General features: G+C 70.9%; 13 protein-coding genes. 10 read left to right on the forward strand and 3 right to left on the reverse strand.

Going from position 1 to position 14,157, the window contains the following annotated elements; translation table 11 throughout:
* Both Acy02nite_RS29120 and Acy02nite_RS29125 read right to left on the reverse strand, forming a co-directional pair.
* Positions 1-717 carry a hypothetical protein gene (locus tag Acy02nite_RS29120; RefSeq protein WP_203746500.1) on the reverse strand — a complete coding sequence of 239 codons (717 nt, stop codon included), beginning with the start codon at positions 715-717 and terminating at the stop codon, positions 1-3.
* Between the two features lie 11 nt (positions 718-728).
* Complete coding sequence (locus tag Acy02nite_RS29125) at positions 729-1,703, reverse strand: ArsR/SmtB family transcription factor (RefSeq protein WP_203746502.1); 975 nt, start codon at positions 1,701-1,703, stop codon at positions 729-731.
* A 59-nt stretch (positions 1,704-1,762) separates the two neighbouring features.
* Between Acy02nite_RS29125 and Acy02nite_RS29130 the strand changes: the two genes are divergently transcribed.
* Both Acy02nite_RS29130 and Acy02nite_RS29135 read left to right on the forward strand, forming a co-directional pair.
* Positions 1,763-2,527, forward strand: a complete 765-nt coding sequence (locus Acy02nite_RS29130; RefSeq protein WP_203746504.1) for an isocitrate lyase/PEP mutase family protein — start codon at positions 1,763-1,765, stop codon at positions 2,525-2,527.
* Between the two features lie 98 nt (positions 2,528-2,625).
* Entirely contained in the window at positions 2,626-2,892 is a 267-nt protein-coding gene (locus Acy02nite_RS29135; RefSeq protein WP_203746506.1) for a hypothetical protein, read from the forward strand.
* On the opposite strand, the gene Acy02nite_RS29140 is transcribed toward Acy02nite_RS29135, so the two are convergent.
* Complete coding sequence (locus Acy02nite_RS29140; RefSeq protein WP_239175328.1) at positions 2,889-3,914, reverse strand: glycoside hydrolase family 18 protein; 1,026 nt, start codon at positions 3,912-3,914, stop codon at positions 2,889-2,891. The genes Acy02nite_RS29135 and Acy02nite_RS29140 overlap by 4 nt on opposite strands.
* Positions 3,915-4,011: 97 nt before the next feature.
* On the opposite strand from Acy02nite_RS29140, the gene Acy02nite_RS29145 reads away from it, so the two are divergent.
* The 8 genes from Acy02nite_RS29145 to Acy02nite_RS29180 all read left to right on the forward strand — a co-directional run bounded on the left by Acy02nite_RS29145 (position 4,012) and on the right by Acy02nite_RS29180 (position 14,154).
* Entirely contained in the window at positions 4,012-6,162 is a 2,151-nt protein-coding gene (locus tag Acy02nite_RS29145) for a bifunctional polysaccharide deacetylase/glycosyltransferase family 2 protein (protein WP_203746515.1), read from the forward strand.
* A 91-nt stretch (positions 6,163-6,253) separates the two neighbouring features.
* The gene (gene valS / locus Acy02nite_RS29150) at positions 6,254-8,752 is read left to right on the forward strand and encodes a valine--tRNA ligase (RefSeq protein WP_203746716.1); all 2,499 of its coding nucleotides are present in this window, start codon (positions 6,254-6,256) and stop codon (positions 8,750-8,752) included.
* A gap of 46 nt (positions 8,753-8,798) precedes the next feature.
* Positions 8,799-9,428: a signal peptidase I gene (gene lepB, locus Acy02nite_RS29155; RefSeq protein WP_203746517.1), complete on the forward strand. Its 630-nt coding sequence runs from the start codon at positions 8,799-8,801 to the stop codon at positions 9,426-9,428.
* Positions 9,429-9,879: 451 nt separating this feature from the next.
* A complete protein-coding gene (locus tag Acy02nite_RS29160) occupies positions 9,880-11,226 on the forward strand; it encodes a polysaccharide deacetylase family protein (RefSeq protein WP_203746519.1) in 1,347 nt (448 codons plus the stop codon).
* A gap of 112 nt (positions 11,227-11,338) precedes the next feature.
* Positions 11,339-12,454, forward strand: a complete 1,116-nt coding sequence (locus Acy02nite_RS29165; protein WP_203746521.1) for a glycosyltransferase family 2 protein — start codon at positions 11,339-11,341, stop codon at positions 12,452-12,454.
* 20 nt (positions 12,455-12,474) lie between these two features.
* The gene (locus tag Acy02nite_RS29170) at positions 12,475-12,633 is read left to right on the forward strand and encodes a hypothetical protein (protein WP_203746523.1); all 159 of its coding nucleotides are present in this window, start codon (positions 12,475-12,477) and stop codon (positions 12,631-12,633) included.
* A gap of 13 nt (positions 12,634-12,646) precedes the next feature.
* Positions 12,647-13,858 (forward strand): glycoside hydrolase family 16 protein, encoded by a 1,212-nt coding sequence (locus Acy02nite_RS29175; RefSeq protein WP_203746525.1) that lies wholly within the window; start codon positions 12,647-12,649, stop codon positions 13,856-13,858.
* Positions 13,859-14,004: 146 nt separating this feature from the next.
* Positions 14,005-14,154, forward strand: coding sequence for a hypothetical protein (locus Acy02nite_RS29180; protein WP_203746527.1), 150 nt, complete (start codon positions 14,005-14,007; stop codon positions 14,152-14,154).
* Positions 14,155-14,157: the final 3 nt, after the last annotated feature.

A 14,157-nucleotide genomic window follows, 5' to 3' on the forward strand; every position in this document is an offset into this window, starting at 1 on the left:
TCACGGCAGGGCGCCGAGCCCGGCCAGGAGTTCCACTCTCTCCTCGCGATCGAGCGCCTGATAGATCGGCTCGTCCCGGCGGTCGGTCTCGTCGTCGATCGTTCGCCGCTCAGGACCGGCGGGCAGCGCCGTGATCTGGCCGACGGTCAGGCCGGCTGCCTGCCAGGCCGCGCGGTGCGCGTCCGCGCGGTGGTGCCGGAGCGCACCCAGACGGGTCGTGAGGCGCACCGCCGGGGACGCGTCCACCGGCTCGTACACCGGCGCGAGCGCCCGGAAGGCCGGCCCGCCGGTGGCCTGCCCGGCCTCCAGCAGGCGCCCGACCAGGTCGGCCAGACGGGGCAGCGCCGCCGGGCCGGGCAGCATGGCGTCCAGCGGCGGGCCGGGATCCCATCGCTGCGCCGCGGCTTCCCCGACGACCCGCTGCACCGCCATGGCGATGTCCCGGCCGAGGCCGGTGAGCCGCCAGGTCCCGTCGTCGTCCACCACCGCGATGCCCTGCTCGAGTTCCGCGGTCATGTCACCACCGCCGTAGACGGTTGCCGCGGCGAAGCCGTCCGCCGGCATCGGGCGAGCCAGCAGGCCGAAGTAGAAGCTGCTCTCGAACCCGGGGCGCAGGCCACGTTCGGCATAGAGGGCGCGGACCCGGTCACGGCTGCCCGACCTCACCCCGACGTAGACACGATCGACGACCGGCCGGATTCTCCGCGCGAAACTCATGACCGCTGAGGTTAGGCCTTTCCCGGGTGATCCGCGGGCAGCGCCTGGCCCGGCTGGCGTGCCGCGGCCAGCAGCGTCTCCGCCGCGGGTGTCAGCGAGTTCAGCAGCAACCGTCCCTCCCGGTGTGTCGCGACCAGCCCGGCGGCCCGCAGGATCCGCAGGTGCTGCGAGATCCCGCCGGGTGTGATGCCGGTCCGCCGGGCCAGCTCGGTCGTCGACAGCGCGGTGCCCAGCTCGGTCAGGATCCGGGCCCGGCCGGCGCCGAGCAGCGCCCTCAGTGCGTCCGGCAGCGGCGCCTGCTCCTCCTCCCACAGCGTGGCCACCCCGGCGGCGGGGTAGGCGAGCTGCGGCGTCCCCCACGACGAGACGGTGAGGACCGACGGCCAGGCGAAGACCGACGGGACCAGGACCAGGCCGCTGCCGTCGGGTACGTCCGGTGCGGTGCAGTGCCGCTGGTCGACCAGGAGCGTGCCGCCGGTCCAGCGGACCCGCTCGTGCAGATCGTTGAGGACCGCGGCGGCGCCCTCGGTGGCCAGGTGGTGGGCCCGGCGGCGGACGTCGGCGTCGAGCAGGGCCCGCATCCGGGGCCAGTCCGGTGCGATCGCCGTGTCCCAGTAGGCGGCGATCTCGTCGCAGAGCCGCGCGAGCCCGGTCGCCGGGTCCCGGAACAGGTCGAGGTCACGACCGCCGGGCATCAGCGCGAGGTGTTCGCGGACGACTTCCGGATCGGTCCGGCGCAGTGTGGCAAGTTCGGCCGGGAGGCCGGTGGCCGGGCCGCCGGGAGGTGGGGTCAGGAAGTCCGGCGCATAGCCCCCGGCGGGCGGGACCAGCCGGGCCAGCAGGCCACCGGGATCGGGCCGGTCGCGCAGGGCCCATGTCCGATGGACGGAGGAGACGCCCCGCAGGCTGGCCACCACCTCCCAGAGGCACGACACGGCGAACCTGATCCGGGTGGCGGCGTCGGGCGGGAGAGCGATCGCGACCATGCTTTTAGTGTGAGCTGAATACCTGTCGCCGGGCGAGGCGCCCGCGCAGACTTCCCGGCGTGACTGACTTTCGTTCCCTGCACCAGCCCGGTTCCCCGCTCGTCCTGGTCAACGCCTGGGACGCGGCGAGCGCCCGGATCGTCGCGGCGGCCGGGGCCGCTGCCGTCGCCACCACCAGCGCCGGGGTGGCGTGGAGCCTGGGCACCCCGGACGGTGACGTCCTGGGCCGTGAGCTCGCCGTGGCGGCCGCCCGCCGGGTCGTCGCCGCGGTGTCCGTGCCGGTCTCGGTGGATGTCGAGGCGGGGTACGGCGACCCGGCCCGCACTCTGCGCGAGATGGCCGCGGCCGGCGTGGCCGGCGTGAACCTGGAGGACGGCGCCCGCTCGATCGACGAGCAGGTCGCCCGGATCGCGGCGGCGCACGAGGCCGCGCCGGGCGTGTTCCTGAACGCGCGGATCGACACGCTGCTGTTCGGGCTCGGTGACGTGGCCGAGGCGATCACCCGGGCGCGGGCGTACCTGGAGGCCGGCGCGGACGGGATCTTCGTGCCGGGGGTGACCGACCCGGACGTCATCGGCGAACTGGTGGAGGCGATCCGGGGACCGGTGAACGTGATGGCCGGCCCGGGCGCGCCGCCGATCGGGGAGCTGGCGAAGCTCGGGGTGGCCCGCATCAGTCTGGGCTCGGCGGTGGCGCAGGCGGCGTACGGGCTGGTCGAGCGGGCCGCCCGGGAGACGTTCGGCGCCGGCACCTATCAGGAGTTGACCGGCGCGCTCGACTACGGCCGGTTGAATGCTCTCAGTAATGGTGTCGCCAACGATTAGTGAGCATTTCTTGACAGAATTCGCCGGGGTCGCACAAAGCTGATTCGCAGATTCCATTCCTAGGGTCGTGAGTGACCAATCGGAAGGAATCGGAAACGATGATTCGCACTCCTGTGATGTCCGCCGAGGAAGGCGTTCAGGTCTTTGTCGACACGACCGGGCGGCGCAAGCGCCTGCTGGCGGTCGCCGGCGTCCTCGTCGCCCTTTTCGCCGCTCTCTACATGGGCGTGGTCGGCGCGAGCGTGGTGCAGGCCTCCGACTCGGCGCTGACCGCGAGGGCGACGGTCTCGACGTCGGCGACCGTCGGCGCCTCCGCGACGGCGACCGCCACGGCCACCGCGGCGGCGAGTTCGGCGTCGGGCTAACCCGCGTAATCGTGGAACTGGTCGGTGAACTGATATGTGGTCTGCGATATGCCGCTGCAATTCGAGGCCACCGAGCCGTCGGTGCAGTTGCCGTTGTCCCGGTTCACCGACCAGAAACGGACGAATCCCAGGTCCTTGCCGGCGGCCCAGTCGAGCAGATAGGTCGCGTCGGCGGACTTCGTCGTCCCGCCGGAGTTGTTCACGCCGATCATCGGGGTGACGCCGAGCATCTCGTACAGTTCCGCGTCGGACTTCTCCGTCCAGATGCTGTCGAGATCGTCCTTGACCGCCTCGGCCGCCGTCGTCATCGCCCGGCCCCAGCCGCCGCCGGCCGCGTCGAAGTTCATCGTCATCGCGTTGACGGTCACCTCGGCGCCGGTGTCCTCGACGGCCTGCAGCAGCTCGATCCCGGGATCGGCGAGGCCCGCGGTGATGCCTTCCACCGGCAGGGTCACGGTGATCGCGGTGCCGCGGGCCTTCTGCAGCGCGGCCAGCGCCCCGGCGACCGTCTCCACGGTCACGGACTGCTCGATGTCGACGTCGAGGCGGTTGCTGCCGGCCGCGTCCAGAGCCGTCCCGTACGCCGTGACCAGCTGGTCCTGCGTGCAGGCGCTCTCCAGGTAGGTGCCGGTCGCCCCGCCGGTGGCGACGATCGCGCTGCCGCCGGCGGTGGTGATCTCGCCGATCGAGGCGGCCACCGTGCTGTCGCCGATCGCGGTCTTGCCACCCCACGTGGGCGTGCACGCGCCGGCGCTGTCGGCCAGCACGAACGCCAGCGTGAAGTCCGCCTGCCCGGTCTTGGCGGCCACGTCGGCGATGTCGAGGGAGCCGCTGACCACGTCGACGTAGGGCGCCGACCGCAGGGTCGCCGGGATGGTGGTCGCCGAGGCCGACGTGCTCGCCGGGGCGGTCGCGGAGGACGGCGCAGGGGTGGCCGTGCTCTTGTCGTCGTCGGAGGAGCAGCCGCTGACGGCCATCAGGAGAGCGGCGGCCGAGACGTACGCCAAGCGGTGTGAAGCCACCCGGCGACTATCCCACCGGCAAATGCCTCATGTGTGCGGAATTCCTGCCGATAAGACCCCTGCCGGCGCAGCGCAGCGCGGCGCGAGGGGGAGATCGGTGTCCGCCGAGACGTCGAAAGGGGTGCGCCGCCGGCGCGTCCGGGTGCCCGTGCCACGCCCGCGCTGGATCGTGCTGACCGTGGTGCTGGGCCTGTTCGCGTGCATCCTGCTGGTCAACGGGATCGTGCAGGGCGAGTTCGCCCAGGACGGCGCGGCCGCCTCGACGAGCGACACCGGCGAGGTGCCGAGCGAGGCGCTCACGGGTGGCCCGATCATCCAGACGGACGGCACCACGACGACCACGGTCACCGTGCCGGACAACCAGATCGTGCTGACCTTCGACGACGGGCCGTCACCGACGTACACGCCGGAGATCCTGGACGTGCTGGAGGAGTACGACGTCCCGGCCACCTTCTTCATGATCGGCTCGCAGATCGGTCAGTACCCGGGGCTGGTCGAGCGGGTGAAGGACGCCGGCCACGAGATCGGCATCCACACCTTCACGCATCCGGACATGTCCGGCAAGGGCGAGTGGCGGCGCGGCGTGGAGACGCAGGAGACCCAGTTCGCGCTGGCCGGGGCGGCCGGGGTGACCAGCCTGATCTTCCGGCCGCCGTACTCGTCGACGGTCGCCGCGCTGGACGACCGGACCTGGAACGTGATGGCCGACGTGGGTGAGCGCGGCTACCTCACGGTGGTGAACAACCTGGACAGCCGGGACTGGGAGTCGGCCGCGACGATGGCCGACATCGAGGACGCGGTCATGCCGGAGGACGACGCGGGCGCGATCCTGCTCTTCCACGACGGCGGCGGCAACCGGTCGAAGACCGCGACGGCGCTGAGGACCGTCATCCCGGCCCTGCAGAAGGAGGGCTACACGTTCACCACGGTCGCGGCGCTCACCGGCAACAGCACTGTCAATCCCGCGGCGAGCGCCGGGGACCGCGCGATCGGCACGGGGCTGGTCGGCGCGATCCGGCTGGCCAAGGGTGTGACGATCGGGTTCTCCTGGTTGCTGCTGGTGCTGGGGGTGCTCACCGTCGTACGCCTGATCCTGATGGTGATCCTGGGTCGTAGGCATGCCAACAGGTACCGCAGGAGCGCGGATCCGTGGGGTGGGGAGTACACCGAGCCGGTGACCGTGATCGTGCCGGCCTACAACGAGAAGGAGTGCATCGCCGACACCCTGAGGTCCCTGGTGGCGAGCACGCACCCGATCACGATCGTGGTGGTCGACGACGGGTCCGACGACGGGACCGCGGAGATCGCCGAGGCGCTCGGCCACCCGAACGTGGAGGTGGTCCGGCAGGCGAACGGCGGCAAGTCCAGCGCGCTGAACAACGGCATCGCGCACGCCAGGACCGAGGTTGTCGTGATGATGGACGGCGACACCGTGTTCGAGCCGGACACCGTCCGCCTGCTCGTCCAGCCGTTCGCGGACGCGGAGATCGGGGCGGTGGCCGGCAACGCCAAGGTCGCGAACCGCAACAGCATGGTGGCGATCTGGCAGCACATCGAGTACGTGGTCGGCTTCAGCATCGACCGCCGCGCCTACGACGTGATGCGCTGCATGGCGACCGTTCCCGGCGCGATCGGCGCGTTCCGCCGGGAGGCGCTGGCCCAGGTCAACGGCCTCAGCGACGACACCCTGGCCGAGGACACCGATCTGACCGTGGCGATCATCCGGGCAGGTTGGCGGGTCGTCTACGAGGAGCGGGCGCGCGCCTGGACCGAGGCACCGGCCTCGATGTCGCAGCTGTGGCGGCAGCGGTACCGGTGGAGCTACGGCACGATGCAGGCGATGTGGAAGCACCGCGGCGCCCTGTTCGAGAAGGGCCCGGGCGGGAGGTTCGGGCGGCGCGGGCTGCTCAACCTGGCGCTGTTCCAGACGCTGTTGCCGCTGCTCTCGCCGTTGATCGACGTGTTCCTGATCTACGGGCTGTTCTTCCTCGACCCGGTGGAGACCCTCGCCGCCTGGGTCGCGATGCTGGCGGTCCAGCTGTTCAGCACGTGGTACGCGTTCCGGCTCGACGGGGAGTCGCTGAAGCCGCTGTGGCGGGTGCCGCTCCAGCAGTTCGTCTACCGGCAGCTGATGTACCTGGTGCTGATCCAGTCGACGCTCGCCGCGCTCGGCGGGATCCGGCTGGGCTGGCAGAAGCTGCGGCGCACCGGCGGGCTCAACGCCCTGATGGGAACGCAGCGTTCCTGACCGGCCCGCCACGTCCGTGGACGCAGGCGCATTTGCGGATGACCCGGCAGGGAGCGTTGCGTAGAGTTTTGCGGTGACCGAAACGACATCCGTGCCCGACAAGCCCACACTCGACGGGATCGAGCGTAAGTGGCGCGAGGTATGGGCCGAGCGCGGCACCTACGCCTTCGACCGCTCGGCGCCCCGGTCGCGGGTCTTCTCCATCGACACGCCACCGCCGACCGTCAGCGGGTCGCTGCACGTGGGGCACGTGTTCTCGTACACGCACGCGGACGCCATCGCCCGCTACCGCCGGATGACCGGGCGCGAGGTGTTCTACCCGATGGGGTGGGACGACAACGGGCTGCCGACCGAGCGGCGGGTGCAGAACTACTACGGGGTGCAGTGCGACCCGTCCCTGCCGTACGACCCCGCGTTCGTGCCGCCGGACACCCCGCCGAGCCGGCCGCTGCCGATCTCCCGGCGCAACTTCGTCGAGCTGTGCCAGCGGCTGACCGCGATCGACGAGCAGGCGTACGAGGACCTGTGGCGCCAGCTGGGCCTGTCGGTCGACTGGTCGTTGCAGTACAGCACGATCAACGACGTCAGCCGGGCCGTGTCGCAGCGGGCGTTCCTGCGCAACCTGGCGCGTGGGGAGGCGTACCTCGCCGACGCCCCGACGCTGTGGGACGTCTCGTTCCGTACCGCCGTGGCGCAGGCCGAGTTGGAGGACCGGGAGCGGCAGGGCGCGTACTACCGGCTCGCCTTCGGGCTGGCCGGCGGCGGTTCCGTGCATATCGAGACGACCCGGCCCGAGCTGCTCCCGGCCTGCGTGGCGCTGGTCGCGCACCCGGACGACGAGCGGTACAAGAAACTGTTCGGCACGGTCGCGACCACGCCGGTCTTCGGCGTCGAGGTGCCGATCAGGGCGCACCCGCTGGCGCAGCCGGACAAGGGCTCGGGCATCGCGATGATCTGCACGTTCGGCGACCTCACCGACGTGATCTGGTGGCGGGAGCTGGACCTGCCGACCCGGCCGGTGATGGGCCGGGACGGGCGCCTGCTGCCGCAGCCTCCGGCCGGCGTGGACGCCGAGCCCTACGCGCGCCTGGCCGGGAAGACGGCCTTCTCCGCGAAGGAGGCGATGGTCGAGCTGCTGCGGGCGGCCGGCGCGCTGGACGGGGAGCCGCGACCGACGACGCAGCAGGTGAAGTTCTACGAGAAGGGCGACAAGCCCCTGGAGATCGTCACCACCCGGCAGTGGTACATCCGCAACGGCGGCCGCGACGCCGCCCTGCGCGCCGCCCTGATCGAGCGCGGCAAGGAGATGACCTGGTCACCAGGGTTCATGCGGGCCCGGTACGAGAACTGGGTGGACGGCCTGGCCGGGGACTGGATCATCAGCCGGCAGCGGTTCTTCGGCGTCCCGTTCCCGATCTGGTACCCGCTCGACCAGGCCGGCGAGCCCGACTACTCGTCCCCGATCGCGGCCACCTCGCTGCCGGTCGACCCGAGCAGCGACACCGCGCCCGGTTACACCGAGGACCAGCGGGATCAGCCGGGCGGCTTCACCGCGGACCCGGATGTCATGGACACCTGGGCCACCTCGTCGCTCACCCCGGAGATCGCCGGCCGGTGGGGCACCGACGACGACCTGTTCCAGCGGGTCTTCCCGATGGACCTGCGCCCGCAGGCCCACGAGATCATCCGGACCTGGCTGTTCGCCACGGTGCTGCGGGCCCACCAGGAGTTCGGCAGCCTGCCGTTCGGGACAGCGCTGCTCTCCGGCTGGATCCTCGACCCGGACCGCAAGAAGATGTCGAAGTCCAAGGGCAACACCGTCACCCCGATGGGCCTGCTCGAGGAGTTCGGCTCGGATGCGGTGCGCTACTGGGCGGTCAGCGGGCGGCCGGGCACCGACACGGCGTTCGACACCGGCCAGATGAAGGTCGGCCGCCGGCTCGCCATCAAGATCCTGAACGCGACCAAGTTCGTGCTCCGCTTCGACCTGCACGAGGGCGAGGTCACCGAGCCGCTGGACCGGGCCATGCTGGGCGACCTGGCCGCGGTGGCCGCCGACGCCACGAGGCATTTCGAGGCGTACGACTACGCCCGCGCCCTGGAGCGCACCGAGCAGTTCTTCTGGACGTTCTGCGACGACTACCTGGAGCTCGTCAAGGAACGCGCGTACGGCCCGGTGGAGGACCCCGCCACGCGTTCCGCGCACACCGCGCTGGCCGTCGCCCTGCGCACGCTGCTGCGCCTGTTCGCGCCGATGCTGCCGTTCGTCACCGAGGAGGCGTGGTCCTGGTGGCAGGAGGGCTCGGTGCACCGCGCGCCGTGGCCGTCCGCCGGCGAGTTCGCCACGGCGCTCGACCCAGAGCTGCCGGCCGGTCTGCTCACTCTGGCCGGCACGGTCCTCGGGCTGGTCCGCAAAGCGAAATCCGAGGCCAAGCAGTCCATGCGCAGCGAGGTCGCGCGCCTCGTCGTGCGCGGGCCGGAGGCAGCGTTCGCGCTGGTCAGCAGGGATGTGCTGGCAGCCGGCGTGATCCGCTCGGTGCAGACCGAGGCGGCGGACGGCCCGCTGACCGCCGAGATCGAACTGGCCTGATCGATCGGTCACAGCCCGGTTGTTTCCTGCCGGGCTGTGACGATTGATGTACGCTCCGCCCGTGTCCGAGGACAAGATCACCGGTCGTCCGTTCTACCGTTCCAAGGGCTTCGAGCTCCTGGTGCTCATCGTCGTGGGCGTGGTAGTCGCCGCCGGCGTGCGCACCTATCTGCTCCAGACCTTCTACATCCCGTCCGGGTCGATGGAGAACACCCTGCTCCTGAACGACAAGGTGCTGGTGAACAAACTCCTCTACCGATTCCGTGACCCGCACCGCGGCGAAGTGATCGTCTTCGAGCCGCCCGCCTCGTGGGGCGCCGGCCCGGGCGAGCAGGAGTACATCAAACGGATCGTCGGCACCCCCGGCGACCACGTGATCTGCTGCGACCCCCAGAACCGGATCACCGTCAACGGCCAGGCGCTGGACGAGGACTATCTCTACCCCGGCGACGCGCCCTCCGACGACAAGTTCGACGTGACCGTCCCGGCCGGCCGCCTCTGGGTGATGGGCGACCACCGCTCGGACTCCGCCGACTCCCGCGCGCACCTCGACTCCGACCAGGGCACCGTCCCGATCAGCCGGGTCGCGGGCCGGGCCTTCGCGATCTACTGGCCGGTGTCCCACTGGACGTCCCTCTCGGTCCCGAAGACCTTCGAAAGCGTCCCCAGCAAGTAGGGCGCATATCAGCGGCCGCTGGCCGCTGCCGTCCCCTTGCACCCGGCGGTCGCCGGCGCACACGTCGCCGAGATCCCGGGCATGTCGATCACCGTGCGGACGCCCGGCTCGCTCAGCCGGAAAGGCCGGTCTTCGCGGGCGGCCAGGTCAATGCCACCACCTTGCCCGTTCCGGCTTGATCCAGAATGGCGTACGGGTATGTGAACCGGCTTTTGGGCGACCCCCATTGGGTGTCTTGTAAAAGAGTTCAAGTGCCCTAGCCTATTTCTCGGCAGGGCGGTTTTCGTGACTCCGCCTGCCGGGCAGGTCGATCGGACGTCGCATGACCTGCTGCTACGGCGATCAATGCCCTGCATTCCACAGCGATCTCGTGGTCTCACCGGGCAACGCGCCGGTCGACGCCGCGTGCCGACGTGAAACCCGAACGAGTCATTCTCGCAATGGAGAAATCATGACACGCAGGCAATGGTGGCGGCCATTGGCCTTCCCGGTCGCGGCCGGCCTGGCCGTGGTCACCGGGGTCTTCCAGGCGGCCGCCGCGAGCGAGCCGAAGCGCCCGCTCGGCAACGACTGCTCGGGCGGGAACGTCGCGTTCACCTTCGACGACGGCCCGGGGCCGCACTCCCGGGCGATGCTGGACGAGCTGAACGCGCTGCGCGTCACGGCCACCTTCTTCGTGGTCGGCAAGAACGTCGCCGACGGCGGGGCCACGACGGCCGCGTTGCTGCGGGCGGAGGTCGCGGGCGGACATTCGGTGCAGAACCACACGTACGACCATGCTTCTGTCACCGGGGCGTCGACCGGGACGACGCCGCTCACCGACGATCAGATCAAGCGAGAGCTGAACCAGGCGTCCACCGCGATCGTCGCGGCCGGTGTGCCGAAGCCGACGCTGTACCGGCCGCCCTACGGAGACATCGACGCGCACGCCGACGCCCTGGCCCGGAGCCTCGGTTACCGGATCGTCATGCCGTGGGGTCTGCCCGGCGCGAACATCGTGGACCCCAGGGACTGGGCCGGCACCTCGACCGAGCAGATCGTGTCGGCTGTCGTCGACGGCTACACGGCCGACGGCACCACGTACAACGGCATCCGGGACGGGACCATCGTGCTCATGCACGACGGTCTCGGCCAGGAGACCCTCAACTCGATAGCGGCCCTGCAACCCATCGTCGACCACATGAACGCGCAGCACCTGTGCGCGACGACCGCGATCCGCGCCGACGCCACCGGCGGTGTGGTGCCGGCGCTGCCGCTGCCCGAGCCCGCCGCTGCCCTGAACCTGGTGCGCAATCCGTCACTGGAGCAGCGCCGCGGCACCGGCCTCACCGCCGAGCCGGTCTGTTTCCAGCACGCCGGCGCCGATCTCGCCGGAACCACCGCCCGGTGGTCCCGGATCGCCGGCGCTCACCGGGGTGTCGCCGCCGACCAGGTGACCGTCACCCGGTGGGCAAGCGGGGACCGGAAGCTCGTGCTCAGCCAGAACACCGCGGACAGCTCCTGCCTGGCGGTGGCCGAACCCGGAGTCCGGTACGGGACCTGGGTCTGGTTCAAGGGCAGTTGGCCGACGAGCGGCACCCACCCTGCGACGGTCTGCGTGATCACGTACTACCGCGAGATGACCGGGACCTGGCAGTACTGGGAGACCGGCACGTGCGTCGATCCGTCGAGCACCTGGAAGCTCGCCGGTTACGTGACCGGGCCGCTGCCCGCCGGCGCCGACGCGGTCAGCTTCGGACTCGCCCTGAACGGCACCGGGAGCCTGGTCACCGACGACTACTCCCTGGCCGCGCAGTAACCCACGACCATTCGGAAGGCCCCCGATGTTCCCCGGTGACACCTTTGCCACTGATGCTCCGACACGGATTCTGACCCGGCCGAGCCGGCTCGGGCAGCACGGACCGAGCGCGTTGTACGGCGGCTCGACCTCGACCGTCGACGGGAACCGGCCGGCGCAGGTCGTCGTGCTGATCCCCGCCCACAACGAGGAGTCCTCGATCGGCCCGACCGTGCAGGCGTTGCTCGCCCAGGAGCGGATGCCCGACCGGATCGTCGTGGTGGCCGACAACTGCACCGACGAGACCGTCGAGAAGGCGTCCGCCCTGCACAACCAGGTGCTGGTGGTCACCCGGACGATCAACAACCGCGACAAGAAGTGTGGTGGGCTGAACGCGGCGTGGCGCCGGTACGCGATGGACGCCGACATCGTCGTCTGCCTCGACGCCGACACCGTGCTCCCGCCGAACGCCATCGGAGACTGGGTGAAGGAGTTCGCCGAGGACCCGAAGCTGGCCGGATCGAGCAGCAAGTTCACCATGCGCGGTACGGCGTTCCTGGTCCGGTTGCAGCGGGCGGAGTTCGCCAAGTGGACGGACTCGTCGCTGCGCCGTGGCTGGACCTCGGTGCTGGCCGGCACCGCGTGCGCGATCCGCAACTCGGTGCTGCACGAGGTCACCCGGACCCACAAGCGGCACGGACCGTGGCTGCACGCCAGCCAGGTCGAGGACTTCGAACTGACCTACCGGATCCGTGAGATGGGGTACTACTGCCACGTGTCGCCCACCGTCCGGGCCTACACCGACGCCATGGTCACGGTCCGCGCGCTGTGGGGGCAGCGGATGAAGTGGCAGGTCGGAACGGTCGAGGACCTGCTGCGGTTCGGCTACAACAAGCACACCCGGCTCGACTGGCGGCAGCAGGCGGCGGGCCTGCTGGCGGCGGGCGTCCGGTTCGGCTGGATCTTCTTCACGGCGCTCTACGCCGCGCTGGGGATCCTGCATTTCGCGCCCGTCTGGTTCTTCGTGCCACTGCTGTTCATCGCCAACGACGTGAAGCAGGCACTGCGCATTCCGCACCGCGACCGCTGGGACATCATCCTCGCCGCCGTTCTGCTGCCGCAGGAGGCCTTCGCCTGGATGCGCGCCTGCTGGTTCGTGGCCGCGTGGGTGGAGGTGCTGCGAAGCCGGATCACCGGGCGCCGTAAAGACCGCTGGAGCATGCAGTACGCGGCCGAAGCGGCTGCGTAAGACCAACAGGAGATCACACGATGTACGGAAGCAGAATGGCCCTCGCCGGTGGCGGCACCATCCCGATCGCCGGGGCACTCGTCAACCTGCCGGCCTGGATCATGGCCGGCGTCACCCTCACCTTCGCTGTCGGAGCGCTCATCGGGCTCGTGCGCCCGGGCGGCAAGGCGAAGCCCTGAGCATCGCCGACCGTTGACGACAGCACCTCATCGGCTCGCCGTCGACGCGACTCCGGTCGCGCCGGCGGCGGGTCCGCCGTCGCCCTGGATGGTCCGGGCCGGCCTCGTCCTCGCCCTCGTGTTCACGCTCGCGGGCCTGGCCCTGGCCGGGGACCCGCGGTCCGCCTCCGGCTGCTCCACGATGGGAGGTCCGGCCCCGGCGGCCCGGAGCCCGATCGCCGTCGGCTGGTCGCGCCGCTGGGCGAGCACCGGATCCCGGCCCTGCTATGTGGTGCCGATCCCGGCTCGGGGGACCTGGCTGGTCACGGTCGGGGTCGGGAAGAGCACGGCGACAGCACTCACCCTGATGGCCGAGGGCGCCTCCGGCCCGGTCCGGCAGACCGCCGACCTGCACCACCTGCGCCGGGTGAGCATGACCGTGCCGGCCGCCGAGGGCAGCCTGAGAGTCGGCCTGGTGCCGGCGTCCGGCCTGATCACCGTCACCTCGGTGACGCTCACCCTGGTCCGGCGCGAGACCACCCCACTCCGGACGATCTTCGCCGACGACTTCGACGGCCGGTGGCTCGACGATGCCAAGTGGCGCCCGGAGACCGGCGACCACGGTTGGGGCAACCGGGAACTGCAGAACTACACCGCGTCGACGGCCAACCTCGCCGTCACCGCCGGTCGGCTGTCGATCACCGCCCGCCGCGGCCCCGCCTCCGGCTCGTTCACCTCGGGCCGCCTGAACAGCCGTTTCTCCGCCTCCTACGGCCACCTCGAGGCCCGCATCCGGACACCCGGCGGCGCCGGCCTGCTACCGGCGTTCTGGATGCTCGGAGCCGACGCTCCCCGGATCGGCTGGCCCCGCTGTGGCGAGATCGACATCATGGAGAGCCTCGGCCGCCGTGAGCCCTCCACCGTCCACGCCACCATCCACGGCCCCGACCGGGCCGGGCGCCCCTGGCAGCGGGAAGTCGCGATGGCTACTCCGCGACCCCCGTCGAGCGGCTTCCACCTCTACGCCCTCGACTGGTGGCCGGGCTCGGTCCAGATCTCCTTCGACGGCACGGCCTACGCCTCGTTCGCCCCCGAAGACCTGGCCCCGGGACACCCCTGGCTCTTCGACAAGCCGTACTATGTCCTGCTCAACGTCGCGGTCGGCGGCGACTGGCCCAAAGCTCCCAGCCCTGCCCTCCCGTTCCCGCAGACCATGCAGGTCGACTACCTCCACTGGCAGCACTGACCCTCCCGCCGCGCCTGATCTTTCAGCATCGACCTGGTGGTGCTGCCCGGGGACCAGGCGGAGGCCCGCATCAACGCCTGCTACGCGTTCTGCCGGGAGCAGGCTCTCGGCCGCCTGGAGGCTGTTGGCCGCCGGCGAGAGCGACGGTGGCACTGCCGCCGGATCTGGAAGGGTCGGACGCGGTGGCGATGATCTACGACGAGACGGACGGCCTCGGTTTCTATGCGGGTTCCACCTCGTCGACGAGGCGTTCGCCGACCCGGACCTGGTACGCCGCGACCCGTGGCGGGTGCTGATCA

The organism is Actinoplanes cyaneus (assembly GCF_016862095.1).
Lineage (GTDB): Bacteria > Actinomycetota > Actinomycetes > Mycobacteriales > Micromonosporaceae > Actinoplanes > Actinoplanes cyaneus.